The sequence below is a fragment of the Mesorhizobium sp. ORS 3428 genome, from assembly GCF_001854785.1.
Classification (GTDB): Bacteria; Pseudomonadota; Alphaproteobacteria; order Rhizobiales; family Rhizobiaceae; genus Mesorhizobium.
In genome coordinates, this window is record NZ_MDFL01000128.1 from 1 (window position 1) to 14,714 (window position 14,714).

The following is a 14,714-nucleotide window of genomic DNA, read 5'->3' on the forward strand; positions in this document are numbered from 1 at the left end:
CTTCCGTCAAAACGTGAAATAGTCTAGCACCGCGCTGCACGAAACCCCTTAAGCCGGCGGGACAGAGGGGGCGCGAAGGATCTCGACGCATTGCGGGTGTCGACGTCCGCCGAAGGTCAATGCGCCTCGTCCCAGTTATCTGCGGCGCGTGCGTCGACATGCAGCGGCACCGACATCGAGACCGCCGGCATGGGCGCGTTCTCCATCACCYGGCGCACGACGGGGATCGTCGCCTCGACCTCCGCTTCCACCGTCTCGAAGATCAGCTCGTCATGCACCTGCAACAGCATGCGGGCCGACAGTTTYGCCTTCTCCAGCGCTTCTTCCATATGCACCATGGCGCGGCGGATGATGTCGGCGGCGGTGCCCTGGAGCCTCGCATTGATCGAGGCGCGCTCGTTGAAGGCGCGGATCGAGGGGTTGGAGGACCTTATCTCCGGATAGTGGATGCGGCGGCCGAAGATGGTCTCGACGAAGYCGTGCTCGCGCGCATAGGCCTTGGTTTCCTCGATGTAGTCGCGGATGCCCGGGAAGCGCTCGAAATAGCGCTTGATATAGGCGCTTGCCTCCTCGCGAGGGATCGACAGCTGGTTGGCGAGGCCGAAGGCCGAGATGCCGTAGATGATGCCGAAATTGATCGCCTTGGCGCGCCGCCGCACCTCCGACGGCATGCCTTCCACCGGCACGTTGAACATCTCCGACGCGGTGATGGCGTGGATGTCGGCACCGTCGGCGAAAGCCTGCTTGAGCTGCGGGATCTCGGCGACATGGGCCAGCACGCGCAGCTCGATCTGGCTGTAGTCGGCCGAGACCAGCTTGTGGCCCTTCTCGGCGATGAAGGCGGTCCTGATCTTGCGGCCTTCGGCGGTGCGCACCGGGATGTTCTGCAGGTTGGGATCGGAAGACGACAGGCGCCCTGTTGTGGTCGAAGCCAGCGCGTATGAGGTATGGACGCGATTGGTGCCCGGGTTGATGAAGCCTGGCAACGCGTCGGTATAGGTCGATTTCAGCTTGGTGAGCTGGCGCCAGTCGACGATCTTGCGCGGGAGCTCGTGGCCTTCGGCGRCAAGGTCCTCCAGCAGCTGCGCCGTGGTCGACCACTGGCCGGTCCTGGTCTTCGACCCACCTGGCAGGCCCATCCTGCCGAACAATATGTCGCCGAGCTGTTTCGGCGAGCCGATGTTGATGCGCTCGCCGACGATCCCGTAGATCTCTTCCTCGACGCGGGCGGCGCCTTGCGCCAGCTCGCCCGACAGCCTGGACAGGATCTGGCGGTCGACGGAGATGCCGCGCTGTTCCATGCGGGCGAGCACGGGCACCAGCGGCCGCTCCAGCCGCTCATAGACGGAAACGAGGCCCTTGGCGGCGAGCCGGGGTTTCAGCAACTGCCAGAGCCGCAGCGCCAGGTCGGCCTGCTCGCCGGCATAGGCGGTCGCCCGCTCGATATCGACCTGATCGAAGCCGACGGCGCTCTTTCCGGAACCCGCAAGCTCCTTCTTCGTAGCCGGGGCATGGCCCAGCCATTTTTCCGAGAGCGAGGCGAGGTCGTGGCCGCCGGAGGTGCCGGCATCGAGCACATAGGAAATCAGCATCGTATCGTCGAAGGGCCCGACCTCGATGCCGTGCCGGCTCATGACGACGATGTCGTACTTCATATCCTRCACGATCTTGAGAACAGACCGGTCCTCCAGCAGTGGCTTGAGCAGCGCCAGCGCTTCGCGGACAGGGACCTGATCCGCCAGCAGGCCGCCGCYAAGCAGGTCGCCGTTGCCGTTTCTGTGGGCGAGCGGCAAATAGACGGCGCGGCCCGGCGCGATCGCCATGGAGAGGCCGATCAGTTCTGCCTGCATCGCGTCGGACGATGTGGTCTCCGCCTCGAGGGCAAGGATGCCGGCTTCGTTCACCTCGGCGATCCACGCTTTCAGCGCGGYCGCATCGCGAATGGCTGCATAGGCCGAGGGATCGATCTTGCGCGCCGCCGCCTGTTCCAGTCGCAGCGCCGAAAGCAGGGAAGGGGTGTCGCCCTGCGGYGGAGCGTCTTCCGCCCTGACGGGCGGCTGAGCAGGCTTTGCGGTGTCGCCGGCAGCGGCTGCGGCGGGCCTCGCGACCGGAGGCGCGCCTGCGCCGACATCGGGGCCGTGCGCGGTATCGGCGCGCTCGATGGTGACCGGCGCGGCCGGGACGTCACCGATCTCGGTCCCGGTCGCCTCCGCGACGCGGCGCGTCAGCGTGGTGAATTCCATCGTCTTCAGGAAGCCGATCAGCTTCGGCCCGTCCGGCGCATGAAGGATGAGATCGTCCAGCCCTTCCTTCAGCGGCACGTCGTTCTTCAACGTCACGAGCTCACGCGAGATGCGCGCCTTGTCGGCATTGGCGATGATGGCTTCGCGCCGCTTCTCCTGTTTGATCTCGGAGGCGCGCGCGAGCAGCCCGTCCAGGTCGCCGAACTGCTCCAGAAGCTGTGCCGCGGTCTTCGGGCCGATGCCGGGCACGCCGGGCACGTTGTCGACCGAATCGCCGGTCAGCGCCTGCAGGTCGATCATCTTTTCCGGCGGCACGCCCCATTTCTCGATCACCTCCGGGATGCTGATCCGGCGATCCTTCATCGGGTCGTACATGCGAACCGTCGCGCCGACCAGCTGCATCAGGTCCTTGTYGGAGGAGACGATGGTGGTGTCGGCGCCTGCCTCGCAGGCCAGCCGGGAATAGCTGGCGATGATGTCGTCGGCCTCGAAACCCTCCATCTCGATGCAGGGCAGGTTGAACGCCACGGTCGCCTGGCGGATCAGGCCGAATTGCGGGATGAGGTCCTCCGGCGGCGCCGATCGGTTGGCCTTGTATTCGGGATAGAGATCGCTGCGGAAGGTTTTCGACGAATAGTCGAAGATGACGGCGAAATGCGTCGGCGCAATGCCCACACTGGTGTTGCGGGCGTCCTGCATCAGCTTCCACACCATGTTGYAGAAACCGAGCACCGCACTGGTCRGCAGGCCGTCGGATTTGCGGTTGAGCGGCGGCAGCGCGTGGTAGGCGCGGAAAATGTAGCCGGAGCCGTCGACAAGAAAGAGATGATCGCCTTTTTTCATGCGGGCAGGGATAGCGCGGCGACGCGCCGCGGTCCATGCCAAAGGCTGTGGTCTTCACTGACTACGGCAAGTCCCTGACATCCGCAGGACTCGCGAGAACCGGGTCGTCCGGCGGCACATGGCGGTGCGCCGGGAACAGTTCGGGCAATCCGCAACGCGTCCGTATCGACCCGCGCCATCCAGCGCGGCCACGAGACGGACCGGACGCTCGCTCCGCAATGGGATCGAGCATTCGCCGCCTACCGTGGGCTGTGGGCATCGCAAAAAATATTGGTCCGCTTGCCGCTTTAACAGCCCAGCGGCACATGGTACATACCACGAGTAGATAAGGTATATACCATCGATGGACCACATCGCCGGCCAGCCACTCTACCAGCGCATCGCCAACGACTTCGCGGTGCGGATCGMCTCCGGCGCACTGAAGGCCGGCGAGCGGCTGCCCTCGGAGCGCCAGATGGCCGAGAAGTTGGGCGCCAGCCGCATGACGGCGCGGCAGGCGCTCAAGCTGTTGGAGCGGCGAGGGCTGGTTGAGACGCGTGTCGGACGCGGCGCATTCGTCGCCCATGTCCAGATCGAACAACAGCTCAGCACGCTGGCCGGATTCACCGAGGAAATGCAGCGCGGCGGCCGCAGCGCTTCGAGCATCGTCCTGGACGCGGGTATCGGCGTGCCCGACCCGGAGACGGCCGCCGCTCTGGGCATGGCGGAAGGCGCGGCCGTGCACCGGCTGGTGCGCGTGCGCATGGCGGATACCGAGCCGGTCGGCATCGAAAAGACCGAGATACCGCTGGAACTGGCGCCGGGCCTGCTCGACCGCGCCGACTTCCGCACGGCATCTCTTTATCGCGTCCTGCGCGACATCTATCACCTCTATCCGACATTCGCGGAACAGTGGCTTCGCTCCGCCCATCCCGACGCTGCGAGCGCCGCCGCGCTCGGCATCTCCCAGCAGAGCCCGGTTCTTATCCTTACCCGTCGCACGCTCGATGCGACGCGACGGCCGCTTGAGTATGTCCGCTCGATCTATCGCGGTGATTGCTTCGTGATGCGGGCCAACCTGACACTTGGAAAGGACGCATGAGCACGACACCCACCGCCGCCGCCTATCTGGCGGAGCTGACGACACGCATCGGCCGGCTGATCGAAGAGAACGGCGGGGCGATCGCGGCCGCCRCCGACGCGGTCGAGCGCACGGCGCGAGCCGATGGCCTTGTCTACATCTTCGGCACTGGCCACAGCCACACTATGGCCGAGGAGGCACACTACCGTGCCGGCGGCCTCGCGTTCACCGTGCCGATCCTGTCCACGCCGCTGATGGTRCACGAAGGCGCGGTGGCCAGCACCGCCTTCGAGCGCATGTCCGGCGTGATCGTGCCRGTCTTCGAGCACTATCCGATGGGTGCCAACGACGTCCTGATCGTCGTCTCGAACAGCGGCGTCAACGCGGCGACCGTGGAGGCGGCGCAGCTTGGCAAGCAGCGCGGCGCCACCGTCATCGCCATCACGTCGCAGGATTATTCGCGCCAGGCCGCGCGGGGCCGCACCCGCCTGGCTGACGTCGCCGATATCGTGCTCGACAACGGCGCGCCTCCCGGCGACGCCATCATGAGCGTGCCCRGCAGCGAGCTGCGCGTCGGACCGATCTCGACCTCCATCGGCGCGGCGCTGATGAACGCCGTCTTCGCCGAGGTCGCCGTGCGCCTGCAGGCCTCGGGCGCCGACGCTCCGGTCTACCTCAGCGCCAACATGCCTGGCGCCAAGGAGGTCAACGAAGGGCTGGTCGCCCGCTACCGCAAGCGCAATCGCCATCTTTGAGGAAGACCGGCCAGAGGCCGGAGGGCGGCCTTATCTGGGCGATGCCCGTAAGCTGTCGAGATTCCCATGGCTTTGCCAGGCTTCCGGCCTGCGCGATCGGGCTGCTCACGGCTATGTTACAAAAGTGTAATTTTCGTGCCCTTGAATCGCCACGTTCACAGACCCAAATAGTTCTCATCGGCAGTTTTCGCCGAAGTCCGGTGTAAGGCCCGTCCCCCGCCTATCCCGGGCAAACTGCGGCAGCCTATCCCCCCTCTCCGGGCTGCCGCAACGTTTCAGTAAGACCGCCGTGGTTCCCCCTCCACCACGGCGGTTCTTTTTTGCCTTTCGATCGGCTTGGTCCAACGATCGCGACTTTCCGTTTTTGGTCTGGGTCTTTAGGGTCGGCGCAAAAATCGAAAGGCCGCAGCATGTCCAGAATCTCCCCCGTCCTCGATCGTCTCGACCAGAATCTCGACCAGAGCCTGGAACGGCTTTTCGGCCTGCTCGGCATCAGGTCGATCTCCACCGACCCGGCCTTTGCCGCCGACTGCCGCAAGGCCGCGGACTGGCTGGTCRCAGAGCTCAGGCAGATCGGCTTCGAYGCCAGCGTGCGCGACACGCCCGGACATCCGATGGTGGTGGCRCATCACGAAGGGCCCGTCGGGGCGCCGCATGTCCTGTTCTACGGCCATTACGACGTGCAGCCGGTCGATCCGATCGAGCTTTGGCAGAGCGATCCGTTCGCGCCGTCAATCAAGGAGATCGAGCCCGGACGCAAGGTGATCACCGGGCGCGGCTCGGCCGACGACAAGGGGCAGCTGATGACATTCGTCGAAGCGTGCCGCGCCTGGAAGCAGGTGCACGGCAATCTGCCCTGCCGCATCACCATCCTGTTCGAAGGCGAGGAGGAATCCGGCTCGCCGTCGCTGAAGCCGTTCCTCGAGGCGAACGCCGCCGAGCTCAAAGCGGATTTCGCGCTGGTCTGCGACACCAGCATGTGGGACCGCGAGACGCCCTCGATCTGTGTGTCGCTGCGCGGCATGGTCGGCGAGGAAGTCACCGTGAAGGCTGCCAACCGCGACCTGCATTCYGGGCTCTATGGCGGTCCGGCCGCCAATCCGATCCGGATCCTGGCCAGGATCCTTGCCGATATCCATGACAAGGACGGCCGGGTCACCATTCCGGGTTTCTACGACGGGGTCGAGGAGACGCCGTCGCAGGTGCTGAAGTCCTGGGAGGGCCTCGGCGAAACCGCCGAGACCTTCCTCGGACCGATCGGGCTTTCCATTCCCGCCGGCGAAAAGGGCCGCTCCGTGCTCGAGCTGACCTGGGCGCGGYCGACGGCCGAATTCAACGGCATCATCGGCGGCTATACCGGCAAGGGTTTCAAGACGGTGATCGCGGCGGAAGCCTCGGCGAAAATGTCGTTCCGCCTCGTCCACAAGCAGGATCCGAAAAAGATCCGCGCCGCCTTCCAGGCTTTCGTGCGCGAGCGCATCCCGGGCGACTGCTCGGTCGAGTTCCATCCGCATGGCGGCTCGCCGGCGATCCAGCTCTCGTACGACTCGCCCTTCCTGGCCAAGGCCAAGGATGCGCTGTCCGACGAATGGGAGACGCAGGCGGTCACGACCGGCGGCGGCGGCTCCATTCCCGTGGTCGGCGACTTCCAGACCTATCTCGGCATGGAATCGCTGCTGGTCGGCTTCGGCCTCGATGACGACCGCATCCATTCGCCTAACGAAAAATACGAGCTCACCTCCTTCCACAAAGGGCAGCGCTCCTGGGCGCGCATTCTCGATGCGCTGACGCGCGGAGCGTGAAAATCAAGTTTCTGTTGATTTTTCTCCGGATCGCGGCGAGGAGACGGGCTATCTAGCGCAAAGTGCTGCCGCGTCCTTTGCGCATCCCCAAGGATGCGCCGCGCTGCAGGCCGCGATCCGGAGAAAAGAATGACCGACATCCGTTTCCACAAGAACGATCTGCCGGACCTGTCCCGCTACAATGTCGGGGCCGTGGCCATCGACACGGAGACGCTGGGCCTCAACCCGCATCGCGACCGGCTTTGCGTGGTGCAGATTTCTCCCGGCGACGGCAGCGCCGACGTCATCCAGATCGCGCCGGGGCAGAAGAAGGCGCCGAACCTCGTCACCCTGCTCAGGAACCGCGCCATCRCCAAGCTGTTCCACTACGGTCGCTTCGACATCGCCGTGCTCTACCACACCTTCGGCGTGATGGCCGATCCGGTGTTCTGCACCAAGATCGCCTCGCGACTGACCCGCACCTACACCGATCGCCACGGTTTGAAGGATATCTGCAGCGAATTGCTCGGCATCGGCCTTTCCAAGGCGCAGCAGTCGTCAGACTGGGCAGCGGAGACACTCTCGCCCGAGCAGCTCGAATATGCCGCCTCCGACGTGCTCTACCTGCACCGGCTGCGCGAGGTGCTGGCCATGCGGCTGGCGCGCGAGGGACGCACCAAGGAAGCCGACGCCTGCTTCCGCTTCCTGCCGACGCGCGCCAAGCTCGACCTGATGGGCTGGGAGGAGGAAGATATCTTCGCGCATAGCTGACGGAACCCGGCGCGTCGCGAGACGTTCCTGCCGGTCCATGGAGGGAGTGAAATGGCAGAGCGCAAACCGATCGGGACGGCGCCGAAGGACGGCTCGAAGGTGACCGTGATATGGAAGGATAGCGACGGCGTGGTCAACGAATCCGTCGGCCAATATCGTGACGGCGGTTGGTGGGTCTATACCGACAGCAACACGCAGAAGAAGGTCGATCCGACGAGCTGGCGGCCGRCATCTCGCGATGACGACGACCAGTGACGGGAGGAAGCAGGTCAGCGTTTGGTAGAGCTGAACTGCTCTTGCCGCTTACTTTAACGCAATTCCGGACGGAAAACCGATACGGACATTTCCTGAAATTGATCTGGTGATCCGTTCTGATGCGGGTTGAAAATCGGCGCAATAATCCGGCGCAACAAGGGGGCACGGTGAGACAGAACACGCTCTATCTCATTATYGGCGCATTGGTCGTCGTGGTCATTGCGCTTGGTGWCTACATCTATCGCGAGCAGACCAGGCCGAAGGGGGTCGAGCTCAAGATCGACGATAAGGGCATCTCGATCCAACAGAACTGATTCAGTGGCGTCTGCGTCGCGGGGCTTGACCGCCTGCTACGGTTAACGCTTATTTCATTCGGCTCCGCCCACCCGGGCGGCAGCGGGGGTTTTTACTTATTTCAGGTCAGGCCAGATGGTTCCCCGGATCGATTTCGAGGCGACCGACGCCGTCACCGATGCGCTCGGCGCGATCGGACGGACGGAAGACCTGCGCTTTTCGCCTGACAACCGGCGGTTGGCCGTAGCCGGATATGGACGCAAGCGATGCCTGATCCTGAAACTCGAAATCGAACCGACGGTCGATATGCCCAGGATCGCCATTCGCGATTTCATGGAGCTCAGATCGAACAGCATGGGTGCGATCCATGGCATCGACTTCATCGACGACCGGACCTTCGTGGTTGCCAATCGCGATGGGCTGGTTGCGATATTCGCCCTGCCGCAAGGCGAGATGGCAGGGCGCGGGCGAGAAATCGCGCCGCGCCGGCTGATCAAGGGCAGCCCGCTTTGCAAGTTGAGAACGCCCGGCTCGGTCGCAGTCAGGCACGAGTCGCAAGACCGGTTCAGCCTGCTGGTCTGCAATAATTACACGCACCGGGTGACCCGCCACGTGGTTCGCCGGCGATGGGGGTACCGCGCCCTGCGGAACCAGGTTCTTCTGCAGCGAGGCCTCAATATCCCGGACGGCCTTGCTGTCAGCCATGATGGGCAATGGGTCGCCGTCAGCAGCCACGRCACCAACGACGTGAAGATTTACGACATGTCGTCGCCGCTCGGCCCCGAGACCCAACCAACCGGTGTCCTGGAGAACGCCAACTACCCGCACGGCCTGCGCTTCACACAGGACGGCCRCCATATCCTCGTCGCCGATGCGGGCAGCCCAATGGTCCACGTCTACGCCAGCGGCGGGGGCTGGAAGGGACGCCGCACGCCGTCGCGTTCGGTTGCCGTGCTGGATGACGAGACTTTCCTGCGAGGCAGGGCCAATGTCGAGGAGGGCGGCCCGAAGGGTCTCGACATCGATAGGTCGAACAGCGTCGTCGCGGTGACCTGCCAGGAGCAGCCGCTTGCTTTCCACTGCCTGTCATCGATCATCGGTCGAAGGGCTGCAGAGCTCGAGCGCAGCGTTTCTTGACCCCAGGACAGCCGTCTGATTTTCGCGGCTGTGTTCTGCGGAACGGAGTGGAGGACTGGCGAGGCCGCCGGGCAGCTCTCATCAATCTTGCGGGAGTGGGGCAGCAAAGAAGCGTGACGTCCGGGCGGTTCGGCGGTATCATGATCGGATAGGGAGTTTGGGGCCAACCAACCTAGCCACTAGGAGGTTGCCATGAGGCACCAAACACTGGACCAGCTGCACGCTGTTGCCGAGGTCAAAACCGCCAAGCCCGTCATGAGCCGAACCCAGCGCCTCGCACGTTGGGCGGAGCTCCTCGAGCGTGAGCCCGGCCGGCTCCTGACCGCGCTCACCGGCACCGAATACCGTGCCCCGGCGGAACGCAATGTCATGCGAGGGGACGGCTCGCCGATATCCGTCGCCCTGGCAGATTCGGTTTTGCGTGACGAAGGTTTGAAGGACGACACCTACGGCGAAGCAAAGCGCTTCTTCGAACTGACCGATCATCAGCTGCACGAGATCGTCTGCTACTGCCACGTCGGCGACGTCATGCAGGCATCGAGAGCGGCGCTGTCGGTCCGTGCAGTGCTCGACTAGTGTGAGGCACAGCTGACTTGCCTGCCGGACGCAGTCCGGCAAGGAGCGCGGTCGGATCCTTATGCCGGCCGCGCTCCTTGAGGGTCAACGAAAAGCGTCATGCCCAAGCTGATCGGCGCGACAGCCGAGTGCTCCGCTCTGTGGAACCTGCCGGATCGGGCGATCGCTGAGCATTTGATATTCAATCGCTTCGATTTTTCCCACCTAACATGCCTTACCGAGCGGGAAGCGTAAACCCGACTTACTCTAGGCGTCGCAACATTCCCCAACTGACCGCAGTTCTGGATCGCGATGCATGAAACCGCCCCGGAACAAGCTCGATCGGGCCACTCACTTGGGTGGCAGTCCTTCTCTTTGATTCAAGCCYGCTATTATCTGCGGCGTCAGGCTTGTTCATGCTCATCTGGGGTTAGTTCGTTGCTACTAGGAATCCTTCATATTGCGATCATCTGCAGTGACTACGAGCTGTCGAAGCAGTTCTACAATAAACTCGACTTCGTCATCGTCGACGAAAATTGGCGCGCCGAAAAGCAATCTTGGAAGTGCGACCTGCGGCATGGTCCTGTCCAGATCGAATTGTTCAGTTTTCCCAAGCCACCCAGCCGGCCGACCAGGCCTGAGGCATGCGGACTACGACACGTAGCATTCTCGGTGGACTCAGTAGAGGCGACAGCCCGGTTGCTTCGGGCACGAGGCGTGGAAGTTGAGCCTATTCGCATAGACCCTCACACAGGACGTTCGTTTACTTTCGTGGCAGACCCCGACGGTCTCCCCATTGAGTTCTACGAGGACCGAGTTTGACAGTCGGAGATTTACAACGAGAAAAGTGTGGAACTGCCGGCATCCGGCCGGCGGCTGGAATACGAAGCCGCGCCAGTTGTGCGCACCTCGTTAGATGGTTTCAAGCTGGCTGAACCGAACCGGGATGATTTTCCGTGTCTCGAGCTGCCCAGCAGCATCCTTGTCGATGATAGTCAGAAACTGTGCTTCTTCAGACGCCAAAGGCAGAACAAGGCGTCCCCCTGGCTTGAGCTGATTCAACAATGCCGGCGGCGTCCGCTCAGCCGCCACGCTAACCAGGATCTTATCGAATGGGGCGTGCTCGGGCCAGCCGCGAGACCCGTCTCCGACCCGAATGGCGACATTCGAGAAGCCAAGGCCCTGCAGCAGAGCCTCGGCATGGGTTGCGAATTCCTCGATGATTTCGACGCTCCAAATTTGTCCAGCGAGTTCCGCGAGGATCGCGGATTGGTAGCCAAGGCCAGTCCCGATCTCGAGCACCGTTTCGTGCGGTTGGGGAGCAAGGAGATCGGTCATCAGAGCGACGATGAAGGGCTGCGACACGGTTTTATCGAAGCCGATCGGCAACGGCATATCCTGGTAGGCATAAGGCGCGACCGCAGCTGGCACGAAAAGATGTCGCGGGACCCGCCRCATCGATGTCATCACCCGCTCATCGAGCGTTGCCTTGCCGAGTTCTTCGCTTGCAAGGTCGGCATGGATCGCAATCATCTCGACCATGTGCCTGCGTAGAATCGCAAGATGCTCTTCGTTCATCGGTTTCATGACGGTGAGGCTTTCCTCGACCATTGCTGCCAAATGGCTTTATATCCTGTTCGTCTCGTCACAGTAACGACAAGGCCGATGCGCTGGGCATTGCCCATTGATGCGTATGCGCTGGTTTCGCGATGCACTAGCTGGTTAAACGCATCGGCCCAATGATCGTTTCGGAAGCCRTCGATCACTTCGCCCAGGATCGGCTCAAGCGCCGTGAGCAGGGCAGTAATGGCTGCGGATAGTGCGGTAACAGATTAAGAAATTCGCAAGGAATTTCAAACGGCTGGCCGGCCATCAATTTAACGCGCCTTTAAACCRCCGCATCTACTCTGCAACCCGAGCGCCATCGGCACCGGGGGCAGACAAGCACAGCGCATGGCGAACCGCAGGGACAGTCGCATCGAACCGAGCTTCGAGGGCTCGCCGCGCGCGAAATCCTCCGACGGCTTTTCGGTCAGCGAGGAGGATCGCGTCGTGCCTGGCAACCGCAAGTCCGCCGCAAAACGAAAATCCGCCAAGGCTAAATCGCGCGGTCGTGGCCGCGACGGCAACCGGCGCGGTCTGTTTTCCATTTTCGGCAGGCTGCTCTACTGGTGCTTCGTGTTCTGCATCTGGGGCGGCATCGCGGTGGCCGGCATCGTCGTCTATTACGGCGCCAAGATGCCGGCGGCCACCACATGGGCGATCCCGGACCGCGCGCCCAACATCAAGATCGTCTCGGTCGACGGCGGCCTGATCGCCAATCGCGGCATGAGCGGCGGCGAGGCCGTCGGCCTGCACGAAATGTCGCCCTACATCCCCGAGGCCGTGGTGGCCATCGAGGACCGCCGCTTCTATTCGCATTTCGGCATTGACCCGATCGGGCTGACGCGCGCCATGGTCACCAACCTGCTCGGCCGCCATTTCTCGCAGGGCGGCTCGACGCTGACGCAGCAGCTGGCCAAGAACCTGTTCCTGACGCCGGACCGGACGCTAGAACGCAAGGTGCAGGAGGTGCTGCTCGCGCTGTGGCTGGAGCACAAGCACAGCAAGGACCAGATCCTCGAAATGTACCTCAACCGGGTCTATTTCGGGTCCGGCGCCTATGGCGTGGAAGCCGCTTCGCGGCGCTATTTCGGCAAGAGCGCGCGCGACGTCACGCTTTCCGAGGCAGCGCTTCTGGCAGGCCTGCTGAAGGCGCCGTCGCGGCTCTCGCCGGCGCGCGATCCGAAGGCCGCGGAAGAGCGCGCGCAGCTCGTGCTCGCCGCCATGCGCGAGGAAGGCAAGATCAGCGACAAGGAATACAAGGTGGCGCTGAGCGCGCCGGCGACGCGCGCGCCGTCCTACTGGACCGGCTCGGAGAACTATGTCGCCGATACGGTGATGGAAGAGCTTCCGGACCTGATCGGCGATGTCCGTGGCGACATCGTCATCGATACCACCGTGGACCTCACGCTGCAGAAGCTTGCCGAACAGTCGATCCGCCGGCTGATCGACGAGAACGGCAAGAAGCTCAACGTCACCCAGGGCGTGCTGGTGTCGATCGACGATTCCGGCGCCGTGCGGGCCATGGTCGGCGGCTATGATTATTCGACCAGCCAGTTCGACCGCGCTTCGGAAGCGCGCCGCCAGCCGGGCTCGGCCTTCAAGCCGTTCGTCTATATGGCGGCGCTCGAGGCCGGCCGCACGCCGGACAGCGTGCGCAACGACGCGCCGATCAGAATAGGCAAGTGGACGCCCGACAATTACGGCGGCAAGTATTATGGCAGGGTGACGCTGGCGACAGCACTGGCCAAGTCGCTGAACTCGGTGGCGGCGCAGCTCACCATGGAGGTCGGGCCCGACGCGGTTGTCGAGGCGGCGCACCGCATGGGCATCCAGTCTGACCTGCAATCGAACACATCGATCGCGCTCGGCACTTCGGAAGTGACACCGCTGGAACTGACCGCCGCCTATGTGCCTTTCGCCAATGGCGGCTACAAGCCGGACATCCATTTCATCCAGCGCATCACCACGGCCGGCGGCAAGGTGCTCTACGAGAACAATGGCGGCGGCGCGCCGCGCGTCATCAAGGCCGACATCGTCGGCATGATGAACTCGATGATGACGGGCACGGTCGAGGTCGGCACCGCCAAGAAGGCGGCCTTTAACTGGCCCTCGGCCGGCAAAACCGGCACTAGCCAGAATTCGCGCGACGCCTGGTTCGTCGGCTACACCGCCAACCTCACCACAGGGGTGTGGTTCGGCAATGACGATGGCAGTCCGATGAAGAAGGTGACGGGCGGCGCCTTGCCGGCGCAGGCCTGGCACGAGTTCATGGTGGCGGCGCATGAGGGTGTGCCGGTCAGGCCGCTGCCCGGCACGTGGAAGTCGACGCCGTCCGATACCGTCGTGCCGGACGAGATCCCGTCAGCGGATGCTTCGCAGCCGCCGACACCGCCCGCGGCAGTCGGCCAGTCGACGCCTGTCGCCCAGGCGCCYGCGCGGTCCGCGCGGCCAGCCGAAACCGTCGATGCCGGCGGCTTCGACATGCCGAGCGATGGTCGTGCGACCGGGTCGATCAAGCATCCAGTGCCGCCCGGCGATGTCGGCGGCCCGACAAAAAAGCGACGGACTTCGATCCTCGACATACTCAGCGGGGGTTAGAGCGGCAACTTCGCCTCTCGCAATGGCTGGCGCCTTCGGCTACATGTCCGGGCGGAGATCAAGCCATGGCCGAAACCGACACCAGAAAAACCATCGTGCTCACCGGCGCCAGCCGCGGCATCGGCCATGCCACCGTCAAACGCTTCTCGCGCGAAGGCTGGCGCGTGATCACCTGCTCGCGACAGGCCTTTGCCGAGGACTGTCCCTGGCCGGCCGGCCCCGAGGACCACATCAAGGTCGATCTCGCCGACCAGGAAGATGTCGGCATCGCCATCTCGGAAATCCGTCATCGGCTGGAGGCGCATGGCGGACAGCTGCATGCGCTGGTCAACAATGCCGGCATCTCKCCGAAGCTCAAGGACGGCGGCCGGATGAACTCGATCGACACACCGATGCATGTCTGGCGCGATGTGTTCCAGGTCAATTTCTTCGCGCCGATCATGCTGGCGAGAGGCCTATTCAAGGAGCTGGCAGCGGCCAAGGGCTCGATCGTCAACGTCACCTCGATCGCCGGCACCAGGGTGCACCCTTTCGCCGGCACGGCCTATGCGACGTCGAAGGCCGCGCTCGGCTCGCTGACGCGCGAGATGGCGCATGATTTCGGGCCGCACGGCATCCGCGTCAATGCGATCGCGCCCGGCGAGATCGACACCTCGATCCTTTCGCCCGGCACCGACAAGATCGTCGAGACGATCCCCATGCGGCGCCTCGGCGCCACGTCGGAAGTGGCCGACATCATCTTCTTCCTGTGCACCTCGCAGGCGTCCTACGTGACCGGCTCCGAAATCCATATCAACGGCGGCCAGCACGTTTGAGC

At 63.7% G+C, this 14,714-nt stretch carries 14 protein-coding genes; 12 read left to right on the top strand and 2 right to left on the bottom strand.

The window, feature by feature from the left end:
- Nucleotides 1–116: 116 nt before the first annotated feature.
- The gene (gene polA / locus ORS3428_RS21520; protein WP_071100317.1) at nucleotides 117–3,086 is read right to left on the bottom strand and encodes a DNA polymerase I; all 2,970 of its coding nucleotides are present in this window, start codon (nucleotides 3,084–3,086) and stop codon (nucleotides 117–119) included.
- Nucleotides 3,087–3,429: 343 nt separating this feature from the next.
- Between polA and ORS3428_RS21525 the strand changes: the two genes are divergently transcribed.
- The 10 genes from ORS3428_RS21525 to gloA2 all read left to right on the top strand — a co-directional run bounded on the left by ORS3428_RS21525 (nucleotide 3,430) and on the right by gloA2 (nucleotide 10,516).
- On the top strand, nucleotides 3,430–4,167 hold the full coding sequence (locus ORS3428_RS21525) for a GntR family transcriptional regulator (protein WP_071100318.1): 738 nt from the start codon (nucleotides 3,430–3,432) through the stop codon (nucleotides 4,165–4,167).
- Nucleotides 4,164–4,901, top strand: a complete 738-nt coding sequence (locus tag ORS3428_RS21530; protein ID WP_071100319.1) for an SIS domain-containing protein — start codon at nucleotides 4,164–4,166, stop codon at nucleotides 4,899–4,901. The genes ORS3428_RS21525 and ORS3428_RS21530 overlap by 4 nt, the downstream gene beginning before the upstream one ends.
- 410 nt (nucleotides 4,902–5,311) lie before the next feature.
- On the top strand, nucleotides 5,312–6,703 hold the full coding sequence (locus tag ORS3428_RS21535) for a M20/M25/M40 family metallo-hydrolase (RefSeq protein ID WP_071100320.1): 1,392 nt from the start codon (nucleotides 5,312–5,314) through the stop codon (nucleotides 6,701–6,703).
- A gap of 129 nt (nucleotides 6,704–6,832) precedes the next feature.
- Nucleotides 6,833–7,453 carry a ribonuclease D gene (locus ORS3428_RS21540; protein WP_071100387.1) on the top strand — a complete coding sequence of 207 codons (621 nt, stop codon included), beginning with the start codon at nucleotides 6,833–6,835 and terminating at the stop codon, nucleotides 7,451–7,453.
- Between the two features lie 51 nt (nucleotides 7,454–7,504).
- Nucleotides 7,505–7,708, top strand: a complete 204-nt coding sequence (locus tag ORS3428_RS21545) for a hypothetical protein (protein ID WP_071100321.1) — start codon at nucleotides 7,505–7,507, stop codon at nucleotides 7,706–7,708.
- A gap of 167 nt (nucleotides 7,709–7,875) precedes the next feature.
- Nucleotides 7,876–8,022, top strand: a complete 147-nt coding sequence (locus ORS3428_RS21550) for a hypothetical protein (RefSeq protein ID WP_108723126.1) — start codon at nucleotides 7,876–7,878, stop codon at nucleotides 8,020–8,022.
- A gap of 115 nt (nucleotides 8,023–8,137) precedes the next feature.
- The gene (locus ORS3428_RS21555; protein ID WP_071100323.1) at nucleotides 8,138–9,139 is read left to right on the top strand and encodes a YncE family protein; all 1,002 of its coding nucleotides are present in this window, start codon (nucleotides 8,138–8,140) and stop codon (nucleotides 9,137–9,139) included.
- 192 nt (nucleotides 9,140–9,331) lie between these two features.
- Nucleotides 9,332–9,715, top strand: a complete 384-nt coding sequence (locus tag ORS3428_RS21560) for a hypothetical protein (protein WP_071100324.1) — start codon at nucleotides 9,332–9,334, stop codon at nucleotides 9,713–9,715.
- 99 nt (nucleotides 9,716–9,814) lie between these two features.
- The gene (locus tag ORS3428_RS34255; RefSeq protein ID WP_274534821.1) at nucleotides 9,815–9,949 is read left to right on the top strand and encodes a hypothetical protein; all 135 of its coding nucleotides are present in this window, start codon (nucleotides 9,815–9,817) and stop codon (nucleotides 9,947–9,949) included.
- A 57-nt stretch (nucleotides 9,950–10,006) separates the two neighbouring features.
- Nucleotides 10,007–10,516, top strand: coding sequence for an SMU1112c/YaeR family gloxylase I-like metalloprotein (gene gloA2 / locus ORS3428_RS31740; protein WP_083355247.1), 510 nt, complete (start codon nucleotides 10,007–10,009; stop codon nucleotides 10,514–10,516).
- Nucleotides 10,517–10,606: 90 nt separating this feature from the next.
- Here gloA2 and ORS3428_RS21565 read toward each other — a convergent pair whose 3' ends face one another.
- Nucleotides 10,607–11,281, bottom strand: a complete 675-nt coding sequence (locus ORS3428_RS21565; RefSeq protein WP_071100388.1) for a protein-L-isoaspartate(D-aspartate) O-methyltransferase — start codon at nucleotides 11,279–11,281, stop codon at nucleotides 10,607–10,609.
- A gap of 366 nt (nucleotides 11,282–11,647) precedes the next feature.
- Between ORS3428_RS21565 and ORS3428_RS21570 the strand changes: the two genes are divergently transcribed.
- Together ORS3428_RS21570 and ORS3428_RS21575 are read left to right on the top strand one after the other, a co-directional pair.
- The gene (locus ORS3428_RS21570) at nucleotides 11,648–13,897 is read left to right on the top strand and encodes a transglycosylase domain-containing protein (RefSeq protein ID WP_071100325.1); all 2,250 of its coding nucleotides are present in this window, start codon (nucleotides 11,648–11,650) and stop codon (nucleotides 13,895–13,897) included.
- A gap of 65 nt (nucleotides 13,898–13,962) precedes the next feature.
- Nucleotides 13,963–14,712: an SDR family NAD(P)-dependent oxidoreductase gene (locus tag ORS3428_RS21575; protein ID WP_071100326.1), complete on the top strand. Its 750-nt coding sequence runs from the start codon at nucleotides 13,963–13,965 to the stop codon at nucleotides 14,710–14,712.
- Nucleotides 14,713–14,714 lie beyond the last annotated feature (2 nt).

Bases quoted from the DNA above. Each gene is read 5' to 3' on its own strand.
- ORS3428_RS21560 (WP_071100324.1), top strand. From the start codon at position 9,332: ATGAGGCACCAAACACTGGACCAGCTGCACGCTGTTGCCGAGGTCAAA.
- ORS3428_RS34255 (WP_274534821.1), top strand. From the start codon at position 9,815: ATGCCCAAGCTGATCGGCGCGACAGCCGAGTGCTCCGCTCTGTGGAAC.